The sequence below is a fragment of the Paenisporosarcina sp. P4_E4_2 genome (assembly GCF_056401595.1).
Genome location: NZ_JBFUJC010000135.1, coordinates 1 through 8,051 on the forward strand (window position 1 = coordinate 1; position 8,051 = coordinate 8,051).

8 protein-coding genes are annotated in these 8,051 nt (G+C 40.4%); 1 reads left to right on the forward strand and 7 read right to left on the reverse strand.

Annotated elements, in window-relative coordinates:
• Positions 1-609 (reverse strand): citrate/2-methylcitrate synthase (locus AC1DSB_RS10720; RefSeq protein ID WP_477586702.1); only part of this gene is annotated, 609 nt, incomplete at its 3' end.
• Between the two features lie 262 nt (positions 610-871).
• Between AC1DSB_RS10720 and AC1DSB_RS10725 the strand changes: the two genes are divergently transcribed.
• Positions 872-1,831: an AI-2E family transporter gene (locus AC1DSB_RS10725; RefSeq protein ID WP_477586703.1), complete on the forward strand. Its 960-nt coding sequence runs from the start codon at positions 872-874 to the stop codon at positions 1,829-1,831.
• Here the strand turns inward: AC1DSB_RS10725 and AC1DSB_RS10730 are convergent.
• The 6 genes from AC1DSB_RS10730 to AC1DSB_RS10755 all read right to left on the reverse strand — a co-directional run bounded on the left by AC1DSB_RS10730 (position 1,818) and on the right by AC1DSB_RS10755 (position 7,962).
• The gene (locus AC1DSB_RS10730) at positions 1,818-2,201 is read right to left on the reverse strand and encodes an FxsA family protein (protein ID WP_342543278.1); all 384 of its coding nucleotides are present in this window, start codon (positions 2,199-2,201) and stop codon (positions 1,818-1,820) included. The genes AC1DSB_RS10725 and AC1DSB_RS10730 overlap by 14 nt on opposite strands.
• A 461-nt stretch (positions 2,202-2,662) precedes the next feature.
• Entirely contained in the window at positions 2,663-4,426 is a 1,764-nt protein-coding gene (pyk, locus tag AC1DSB_RS10735) for a pyruvate kinase (RefSeq protein ID WP_477586704.1), read from the reverse strand.
• Positions 4,427-4,447: 21 nt separating this feature from the next.
• Positions 4,448-5,407, reverse strand: coding sequence for a 6-phosphofructokinase (pfkA, locus tag AC1DSB_RS10740; protein WP_016426684.1), 960 nt, complete (start codon positions 5,405-5,407; stop codon positions 4,448-4,450).
• 95 nt (positions 5,408-5,502) lie between these two features.
• The gene (accA, locus tag AC1DSB_RS10745) at positions 5,503-6,456 is read right to left on the reverse strand and encodes an acetyl-CoA carboxylase carboxyl transferase subunit alpha (RefSeq protein WP_477586705.1); all 954 of its coding nucleotides are present in this window, start codon (positions 6,454-6,456) and stop codon (positions 5,503-5,505) included.
• Position 6,457: 1 nt separating this feature from the next.
• Positions 6,458-7,318, reverse strand: coding sequence for an acetyl-CoA carboxylase, carboxyltransferase subunit beta (gene accD / locus AC1DSB_RS10750; RefSeq protein ID WP_016426682.1), 861 nt, complete (start codon positions 7,316-7,318; stop codon positions 6,458-6,460).
• A complete protein-coding gene (locus AC1DSB_RS10755; protein ID WP_477531948.1) occupies positions 7,315-7,962 on the reverse strand; it encodes a FadR/GntR family transcriptional regulator in 648 nt (215 codons plus the stop codon). Before AC1DSB_RS10755 ends, accD begins: the two co-directional genes overlap by 4 nt.
• Between the last annotated feature and the right edge of the window lie 89 nt (positions 7,963-8,051).

Consider the following 8,051-nt stretch of genomic DNA (forward strand, 5'->3'; position numbering starts at 1 on the left):
ATAAACATCTGAAAGTGTCGCTACACAAACGCGAGCTGTAAATGTTGAAGCATTCAACTCATGGTCAGCATGTAATACTAAAGCTTTGTTGAAAGCTTCTTCTTCGATTGCTTCAGGTATTTCGCCATTAAGCATGTACAGGAAGTTAGCAGCAAAACTTAAGTCGCTCTTTGGTGCGATTGGTTCTTGTCCTTTTCGAACGCGAGCAAATGCAGATACTAAAGTAGACATCTTAGCTWGAAGCTGAATTGCTTTCATGTAGTTAGCTTCTTCAGACATATCTTCAGCTTTTTCATCATACAATCCAAGCATAGATACAGCTGTACGAAGAGCCGTCATTGGGTGAACTTTATCAATTGGATACGTTTTGAAATGGTTCAATACCTCTTGAGGTACTGCCATATTATCCGCAAGTTGTTGTTTCAATTCAGCTAATTCTTCAACTTTTGGCAGGCGTTTGTGCCATAGCAAGTAGATTACTTCTTCAAAACTTGCGTGATCTGCCAAGTCATCAATATCATAGCCAACGTATGTAAGTGTGTCATCAATGATTGAACTGATAGCGGATTGAGTAGCTACCACTCCTTCAAGACCTTTTGTTGATGTCATGTATATCGCTCCTTCTTGTTTTAAAATTCATCATTCCACACAAAAAAAACGCAGAATGATGGCTCATCTGCTCAATATGAACCTTTTATTTATATGGCTTACATTGACATTATAATCAATTTTGACGTCTTTGTGAATGAAAACGCTCGATTTTCGATAACTTTCGCAAAATTCATGATATCTTGTCACAAAGTAGAAATATTCTGTCTAAACGATATAAATAAACATAACAGCTATACACACTGCATTTGGAGGTGGAAAAGTGTATGAAAACATAGTTGCATTCATGAAAAAATGGTTTCCGGTTGCATTCATTTTACTCATTACCTGGCTGATTTATCCTGTTACCATTGCCATACTACTCGCTTATTTTCTACACCCAATTGTGAAGTGGATACATAAAATTACCCGATTACCCCGTTGGATAACCGTATTGTTATTCGAAAGTGCCTTGCTTGGATCAATTATTTTGGGTTGTACTTTGATGGTAAGAGAACTCCTTGAAATACTTTATCCTTTTAGATTTCACTTGGAAGAATTGCAGTTGTTCATGAAGGAGAACAAAACAAATTGGCAATCAGTCATTGAAGCCCTATCCATGGTCAGTGAAAACTTACTTAAAAAAATATCATTATTTATTCAGCATCTGCCTGCACAGTTTGTTGAAACCTTTGTCTTTTTAGTTGCCTTGTTTTTTGCCTTGCAGGAATCTTTGAAATCAAGAACATGGTTCTTCATCTATATCCCCTCCAAGACGAGACAGACAATTAAACCATTATTTTTAAAAGCAACCAAGCTTTTCGAGAAATTTACGATTGTGGAAATTAAGTTATTCCTGATGACGTTCKTTCAATTAATGGTCGGGTTTTATGTCCTGAAATTCTCGTCTCCTATAGGACTGGCTTTCCTGATTTCTTTTGCTGATTTAATGCCCTTTTTAGGGACAGGCATAATATTAATCCCGATGGCTGCTTTCTTCATTTTAACGAAGCAAACGACCCTCGGGATTATCATTCTCTTGCTCTATGCATTTATTTTATTGACACGTCAATTACTCGAGTCTTACTTGTGGGCAAACACCATGCACATTAGAGCTGTGCACGTATTTTTCATCAGCGCATGTTCTTTGTTGCTGTTCGGCATACCCGGGATATTACTAAGCCCTTTCTTATTGCTTGCAGCCGTTCATTTCAGTAAACATCATTGGTTTACATCACAATGATTTGTCCTTTTTTCATTTTCGACTTAATCCATTTATAAACAATTGGTTTAAATAACTGTCTGGTCGGAGAAAACAAAAATAAAAATCCAAATAGATCTGTCACAAATCCTGGAGATAATAATAAAAGACCACCTGCAAACACAAACAAAGCATTTACCATGGCATCTCCTGGAGCTTGAAAATTCTTCATCTGAACTTGGACATCCCTGATTGCTTTCAATCCTTGCTTTTTAGCCAGGTAAGCTCCGAGTATTCCTGTGCTGAGAATAATCATGATGGTAGGTATCAATCCAAATGTCTTACCGGACCACAATAAAATCCCAATTTCCAGTGCAGGAACTACGATAAAGATTAATGCCAACCATTTCATTTCGAACATCCCCTTATTTCGTTTCTTTTTTTCTGCCGATTACTTAAGATTTGATTTGTGATTATTATAAAAGGTCTGTTAAATGTTGTTGATATTCCGCAAAACAGCTACGCTTTCCTAGGGCGACCGCCGAGTCTCCACGGCGCTTTGAAAACCGGTGCTCCTGCATCGCTTTGCTAGCTTCGTCGCAAACGAGTTGTGCAAAATTGCTTTTGCACAACTCGTTTTCTGCAGGGTCTCGACTGTCTCGCTTCCCCTCAGGAGTCTTCGCTGTTTTGCTACATATCACTGATTATTAAAAACAACAACGAAACATCACATAGCCTCTTAAAAAAGTGGGCATCTTTCCCCTTGATCTCATTAACATCGTTTCATAAAGCTTCAACTTTTAATTTCTTACGATTCATTTTAAAAAAATTGCCCCAACACTCCTGTGTTGAGGCTTTTTTTATTAGGTTCACTTACAGGACACTACTCGCATGCCCATGATAGATGACACCTGATTCAGCGTCCATCGTGACATCCTGACCGTTTACAATTAATTTAGTGGCATCTTTGACCCCTACAATTACCGGAATCCCAAGACTTAGACCCACTACTGCCGCATGACTTGTCAAGCCACCTTCTTCCGTAATAAGTCCAGCACATTTATTAATGGCCGGCATCATATCACGATCTGAACCAATGGTGACGATAATCGAATCGGTTGTATCAATATTTGCTAAGYCATCCGCATTATTCGCAACAACCGTATGTCCGAATGCAACAGATTTACCAATTCCTTGTCCTTTAGCCACAATATCACCAATTACATGAACTTTCATCAAGTTTGTTGTTCCTGCTTCACCGACTGGTACACCTGCCGTAATGATAACAAGGTCACCATGTTTTACGTAATTATGTTTTAAACTTTCTTCCACTGAAAGATCCAGAATCTCATCAGTTGAACCTACTTTTTCACCAACAATCGGATAAACGCCCCACACAAGAGTCAATTTACGTGATGGTCGTTCAGTAGAAGTTACTGCAATGATTGATGCACCTTGACGATACTTCGAAATCATTTTCGCTGTATGGCCACTTTCAGTAGGTGCAATAATTGCTTTTGCTTTTAAGTTTATGGATGTATGGGCAACTGCTTGACCGATTGCATCCGTCATTGTGACATCTTTGCTTTTACTCTTTGCAGAAACAATTGCACGATAATCCAATGCATCTTCCGTACGGATAGCGATTTTATCCATGGTCTTGACGGACTCAACCGGATACATTCCTGCTGCAGTTTCACCCGATAGCATGATTGCATCTGTTCCATCAAAGATTGCGTTTGCTACATCACTCGCTTCCGCACGAGTCGGGCGGGGATTACGTTGCATGGAATCCAACATCTGTGTTGCTGTAATGACTGGTTTACCCGCTTCATTACATTTACCAATTAAGCTTTTTTGAACCAAAGGCACTTCTTCGGCAGGAATTTCAACGCCTAAATCTCCGCGAGCAACCATTAGTCCGTCCGATACCAACAGGATGTCATCAATATTATCGACGCCTTCCTGGTTCTCGATTTTCGGGATGATTTGAATATGCCCACCATCATTGTTCTCAAGCAATTCGCGAATTTCCATGACATCTTTTGCACGACGCACAAATGATGCAGCAATGAAATCAACGTCTTGTTCAATACCAAATAAAATATCTTGAGCATCTTTGTCAGTTATTCCTGGCAGTTGTACAGAAACACCTGGTACGTTAACACCTTTTTTATTTTTCAACGTTCCGGCATTATACACAACAGTATGAATCAAGCCTTCAGTTTGATCTACACTAGAAACGCGAAGTTCAATTAATCCATCATCGAGTAAGATGACAGAGCCTTCACTTACATCTTCAATTAAGCGGTCATAGGTGATAGAAAACATGTCTTTTGTCCCTAACACTTCAGTCATTGAAATCGCTAAAGATTGACCTGATTCCAATTCGATCGCATCGTTTTCCATTTGATGCGTGCGAATTTCAGGTCCTTTTGTATCCAAAAGAATACCGACGATTTTCCCGGTTTTCTTTGACGCTTCACGAATACGCTTAATACGTTCTCCGTGCTCTTCATGATTTCCATGTGAAAAGTTCAAGCGAGCGACGTTCATCCCTGCTTCGATTAATTTTTCAAGCATTTCAGGTGATTCACTGGCTGGTCCGATTGTACATACGATTTTTGTTTTTCTCATTGTTGTATCCTCTCCATTACACTAAATGGCTAATTCTTTTGATAGTTTATACATAGTTAAATCTGCTTCATGCTTTCCGTCGAAAGCCTCAGTCATAGAATAGTCTACCACTTGATGATTACGCATGCCAATGGCAAGTCCTCCGGCACCTTCCATCAACTTTTCAACAGCCCGAGCTCCAAAAAGACTGGCTAATACGCGGTCCCTTGCAGTCGGAGAGCCTCCTCGCTGAATATGCCCGAGGACAGAAACCCGTGTTTCTATCTGCGCATGCTCTTTCAATAAATCGGCAAATTCATTGGCATTCATGACACCTTCTGAGACAATAATGATGCTATGTTTTTTTCCGCGTTCATGTCCACTGCGAAGGCGGGAAAGTATATCTTCTAGATCAAACGGTTCTTCCGGAATCACGATTGTTTCAGCCCCACCGGCTAAACCTGCCCACAAAGCCAAATCACCCGCATCCCGGCCCATCACTTCTATAATGAAAGTACGCTCATGAGAAGTCGCCGTGTCGCGAATTTTATCTATTGCTTCAATYACCGTATTGAGTGCTGTATCAAAACCTATTGTGAAATCCGTACCCGGAATGTCATTATCGATGGTGCCAGGCACACCTATGCATGGAAATCCTTGGGATGTTAAAGCCATTGCACCGCGATAAGAACCATCTCCACCAATGACAACAAGACCTTCGATGCCATGTTTCTTCATTTGGTCGATGGCTTTCAATTGTCCTTCTTCGGTTATAAACTCCAGACAACGGGCAGAATGCAATTTCGTTCCGCCTCTTTGAATAATATCCCCAACTGAACCCAAGTCCAACTGTACTATCTTGCCATCAATTAGACCTTGATAACCATTATAGACACCCATGACTTCCATATCATGATAAATTGCTTTTCTGACAACTGCACGCAAGGCTGCATTCATTCCTGGTGCATCGCCACCACTTGTTAAAACACCGATTCTTTTCAATTGGATGTTCCTCCTTTGCCAAACCATATATTCACATTAACATGTTTGAACGCTCATTGTCAGTGAAAAAAAATAAGGATGCGATATACGCATCCTCATTCAGCAAATTCCCCGATGGATTTGAATTTCTCATAACGATTATCGACCAATTCTTCTTTACTCAGTTTGCTGAGTGTATCGATTGAACGTTGAAGTGCTTCTTTCATATAGATGGCTTGTTGCTTTGGATCACGATGTGCGCCACCAACTGCTTCTTGAATGATTTCATCAACAATGCCCATTTGTTTTAAATCGGGTGCAGTGATTTTCATTGCTTCCGCCGCTTGTTTAGCCAGAGCAGAATCTTTCCATAAAATCGATGCTGCCCCTTCAGGCGAAATAACAGAGTAAGTAGAGTTTTCGAGCATATGAACGTGGTTTGCAACTCCTAAAGCCAATGCACCGCCACTTCCACCTTCTCCAATCACTACACTTATGACAGGCACTTTTAGCCCGGCCATCTCTAGAAGATTTCTTGCAAYCGCTTCGCTTTGTCCGCGCTCTTCTGCAGCTTTTCCGGGATAAGCTCCTTTTGTATCAATAAAACAAATAATGGGCCGATTGAACTTCTCTGCTTGTTTCATCAATCGTAATGCTTTCCGGTAACCCTCCGGATGCGGCATGCCAAAATTGCGGCGGATATTCTCTTTCGTATCTTTGCCCCGCTGATGACCGATTACAGTAATCGGGCATCCGTTAAACGCTGCAATGCCTCCGACTATCGCTTCATCATCTCCGTACGAACGGTCTCCGTGAAGTTCAATAAAGTCCGTGAAAATTTCACGAATATAATCTAATGTCGTTGGACGTTCTGGATGTCTTGCGACTTGAACACGATCCCACGGCTGCATGTTGTCATAAATATCTGTTTCCAGTTTTTGAAGGCGATCTTCTAATTGCTTAATTTCTGTCGATAAATCAACTTCAGCATTTGAAGTGAATTCTTTTAACTCACTGATTTTATCACGTAATTGAATAACGGGTTCTTCAAAAGGAAGAGTCTTTACCATATTAGTTGCCTCCTTTCGAATGAAGCTTCACTAGTGTAGATACGGTTTCTTTCATCGAAGAACGATGGACCACTGCATCCAATTGTCCATGTGCCAATAAAAACTCAGCCGTCTGGAAATTTTCAGGTAGTTTTTCCCGTACAGTTTGTTCAATAACACGTCGGCCTGCAAAGCCAATCAATGCTTTAGGTTCAGCTAAATTGATGTCCCCAATCGACGCAAAACTTGCAGATACCCCACCCGTTGTAGGATGTGTCAGGATAGAAATAAATAGTTGTCCTTTTTCGCTATGTCGATTTAGCGCCACGCTTGTTTTCGCCATTTGCATAAGCGAAAGTACGCCTTCTTGCATGCGGGCTCCACCGCTGGCTGTGAAAATAATAAAAGGCACTTCTTGCTTCGTTGCTTCTTCAATAGCGCGGGTGATTTTTTCACCCACTACAGATCCCATCGAACCCATGCGGAAATGCGCATCCATAATAGCTACAACGATTTTACGTCCGTTCAACATTCCTGTACCAGTCAAGACCGCTTCGTTCAATCCTGTTTTCTCACTATCCGACTTAATTTTATCCGTGTACCCTGGGAATTTAAGTGGATTGACTGTTGCTAAATGATCGTCCATGGATACAAATGTTTCTTCATCCAAGAAAATTGCTACACGTTCATGCGCCGTCATTTTGTAATGATGATCACAAGCTGGACAAACTTTTTTATTTTTGATTATGTCTTTCGTCAACCCGATATGTTTACATTCCGGACATTTTGTCATTAAACCTTCTGGAACATCTGTTTTTGATGCATTTGAAGGAATCGTTACATATTTATTTTTACGATTTCTTGAAAATATATCACGAATCATGTGGTTTCTCTCCCTTGTGTTAACCATCTTGTCCAAGCAGTATATGAGCGAATTGCTTCATCAATTTTCCCATCTATAATGGCTGTCAATAATTGTTGAATATAATTATTTTCTTCAATTTCAGAGTGTCCTTGGTATGGTTCTTCTCCATATTGCTTCAAAAGAAACCACATTTTCAGTGACAATCGATTATTACTTGAAATGAGTATTTCCCGAATCATATCCTCACGAACAATGCTTCCTACTTCTTGAAGTTGTTTGAGTAAACTCGCCCATACCGGCAGTTTATTTAGAGTAGGAGATCCTGCGACTATACGGATGGCTTCTTTTTCGTGTATTTCACGCGTAACATGTATATCCTCAATGGATTTCGAGTCTTGCAAAATAAACGTCGACAAGACTTCAACTAATTTGTGCTTTCGAAAATCTGTCAGAAAAGTACCTTCTCCACGTTTAGTTTCAATTAATCCTAATAGCTCCAGACTGCGCAGTGCTTCTCGAACGGTCGATCTCCCTACTTGAAGTCGTTCCGCCAATTCACGTTCAGATGGAAGTTTCCCCCCAGGTCGTATGTTTTCCGATTGAATAAGAAGTCGAAGTTCACGAACGATTTGCAAATACATTTTTGTCGTTTGATTTGTCATAAAACGCCCTCGACCTTCCATAATTTTCAAAGTGGTCTGACCACTCAATGAACCTATCATACAAAAAAATTGTCATCCATGCAATGGCA

What these genes read in the sequence shown, in the direction of transcription:
- AC1DSB_RS10730 (WP_342543278.1), bottom strand. Translation starts at nt 2,201, where the DNA reads ATGAAATGGTTGGCATTAATCTTTATCGTAGTTCCTGCACTGGAAATT.
- accD (WP_016426682.1), bottom strand. Translation starts at nt 7,318, where the DNA reads ATGATTCGTGATATATTTTCAAGAAATCGTAAAAATAAATATGTAACG.
- AC1DSB_RS10755 (WP_477531948.1), bottom strand. Translation starts at nt 7,962, where the DNA reads ATGACAAATCAAACGACAAAAATGTATTTGCAAATCGTTCGTGAACTT.